Source organism: Mycobacterium innocens, from assembly GCF_900566055.1.
GTDB classification, from domain to species: domain Bacteria; phylum Actinomycetota; class Actinomycetes; order Mycobacteriales; family Mycobacteriaceae; genus Mycobacterium; species Mycobacterium innocens.
In genome coordinates, this window is the sequence record NZ_UPHQ01000072.1 from 1 (window position 1) to 2,317 (window position 2,317).

Below are 2,317 nucleotides of genomic sequence, written 5' to 3' on the forward strand. Positions count from 1 at the left end.
GGTTCGGTGCCCGTGGGGCTGGGGCTGGCGCTCGAGCTACTCGTTTCGCTGGTGGCGGATACCAGCTTGCCCGCGGCTCGGGCGATCTCGGTGGCCAGGGCCCGGGCATGCGCGCCGCGTTGGCTGGCCACCACCGTCAGTGCGGCAGCGACCTGCGGTGGATTGCCGATTGCCGCCGCGGCGGCCGAAGCCAGCGCGCTGTCGCGTCGGGCCTGCTCCAAGGGCGCCAGGAGCTCATCGACCGCGGGCGGTTTGGGGGCGGACTCGCCGCAGGCGGACACGACCACCCCGAGTGCAGCGAGAGCGGCGCCGCCGGCGAGCACACCCCGCCTGTTGACGACGGGTACTGCTCTGGGCACAGCAACATCCTGCCATCACCAACGAGCTGGGCACGACAAGGGAGGAACACGATCCGGGGAGGTGAAACCTCAACGACCTGATCACGGCGGTATCGGCGATTCCTGGCGTATCGTTGGTAGCTGGTTCCCTGTGGATCGCCGACGATTGGGCGCCGGCGGGCCGGGGGGGGAACCGCCCTGGCAGCGAAATCCGCCAGATGACCGGACAACTCAAGATGAGGAGCTCGCCGTGACCACCGGGCTACCTTCGCAGACGCAGGTGATCGAGCTACTCGGTGGGGCATTTGCGTGCGCCGGCTACGAGATCGAAGACGTGGTCATCGACACCCGCGCCCACCCACCGCGGATCACGGTGGTCGCCGATGGCGACACCGCACTCGACCTGAACACCATCGCCGCCCTGTCGCGCTCCGCTTCGGCTTTGCTGGACGGCCTGGACACCATCCGCGACAGGTACGTCCTCGAAGTCAGCTCGCCCGGTGTCGAACGCCCGCTGACCAGCGAAAAGCACTTCCGCCGCGCCCGCGGTCGCAAGGTCGAACTCGAGTTGTCCGACGGATCCCGGCTGACCGGCCGGGTCGGAGAGCTGACCGGTGACGCCGTGGCGCTGGTGGTCCGGCAGGGCCGGGACTGGGCGGTGCGCCAGATTCCACTGGCGCATGTCCTGAAAGCTGTTGTCCAAGTGGAGTTTTCACCGCCGGCCCGAGCCGAGCTCGAATTGGCGACGGCGGGTGGGGCCGCTGGTACGGAGGCCGAATCATGAACATCGACATGGCCGCGCTGCATGCGATTGAGGTCGACCGGGGCATCTCGGTCAACGAATTGCTCGAAACCATCAAATCCGCGCTGCTCAGCGCCTACCGGCACACCCAGGGTCACCAGACCGACGCTCGCATCGAGATCGACCGTAAGAGCGGCGTCGTCCGGGTGATCGCCCGCGAGCTGGACGACGAGGGAAACCTCATCAGCGAATGGGATGACACCCCGGAGGGTTTCGGCCGCATCGCGGCGACGACAGCTCGTCAGGTGATGTTGCAGCGATTCCGCGACGCCGAGAACGAGCGCACATACGGCGAGTTCTCGACCCGGGAGGGTGAGATTGTCGCGGGTGTGATTCAGCGCGACAGCAGAGCCAACGCCCGCGGTCTGGTGGTCGTCCGGATGGGAAGCGAGACCAAGGCCTCCGAGGGTGTGATCCCCGCCGCCGAACAGGTCCCCGGCGAGAGTTACGAACACGGCAACCGGCTGCGTTGTTACGTGGTTGGCGTGAGCCGTGGTGCCCGCGAGCCGCTGATCACGTTGTCGCGCACCCACCCCAACCTGGTGCGCAAGCTGTTCTCGCTGGAAGTTCCCGAGATTGCCGACGGGTCGGTGGAGATCGTTGCGGTGGCCCGCGAGGCCGGCCATCGGTCCAAGATCGCGGTGCGGTCGAACGTCCCGGGTCTCAATGCCAAAGGTGCCTGCATCGGGCCGATGGGCCAGCGGGTGCGCAACGTGATGAGCGAACTGTCCGGCGAGAAGATCGACATCATCGACTACGACGAGGATCCCGCGCGCTTCGTGGCCAACGCGCTGTCGCCCGCGAAGGTGGTCTCGGTGTCGGTGATTGACCAGAATGCCCGGGCCGCCCGCGTGGTGGTGCCCGACTTCCAGTTGTCGCTGGCCATCGGTAAGGAGGGGCAGAACGCGCGGCTGGCCGCGCGGCTCACCGGATGGCGCATCGACATCCGCGGCGATTCACCGGCGCACCCGGCGGGTCAGCCTGAGCAGGGTGCCAGCCGCGGAATGGCACACGACCGCTAGCTGGCTGTAGGTCGTGTCAAGTCATAGGTGGTGCGTGGGGCATTGTCGCCGGTGGTTGCTGGCGTTAGAAGACCTGGCCGGAGTGCGCGGTGTGCTGTGAGGAGTGCCGAGCGCCCACGCTGACTTATGCGACCTCACACGGTTGGTGGGTCATC

Annotated in this window: 3 protein-coding genes; 2 read left to right on the forward strand and 1 reads right to left on the reverse strand. The window is 67.3% G+C overall.

From position 1 onward, the window contains the following. Nucleotides 1-359, reverse strand: a 359-nt coding sequence (locus EET03_RS08730) for a hypothetical protein (RefSeq protein ID WP_075542673.1), incomplete at its 3' end; no start/stop codon positions are given. A gap of 229 nt (nt 360-588) precedes the next feature. On the opposite strand from EET03_RS08730, the gene rimP reads away from it, so the two are divergent. Then, nucleotides 589-1,122: a ribosome maturation factor RimP gene (rimP, locus tag EET03_RS08735; protein ID WP_063471602.1), complete on the forward strand. Its 534-nt coding sequence runs from the start codon at nt 589-591 to the stop codon at nt 1,120-1,122. Beyond that, on the forward strand, nt 1,119-2,162 hold the full coding sequence (gene nusA / locus EET03_RS08740) for a transcription termination factor NusA (RefSeq protein ID WP_023372419.1): 1,044 nt from the start codon (nt 1,119-1,121) through the stop codon (nt 2,160-2,162). Before rimP ends, nusA begins: the two co-directional genes overlap by 4 nt. Nucleotides 2,163-2,317: the final 155 nt, after the last annotated feature.

Bases quoted from the DNA above. Each gene is read 5' to 3' on its own strand.
- nusA (WP_023372419.1), top strand. From the start codon at position 1,119: ATGAACATCGACATGGCCGCGCTGCATGCGATTGAGGTCGACCGGGGC.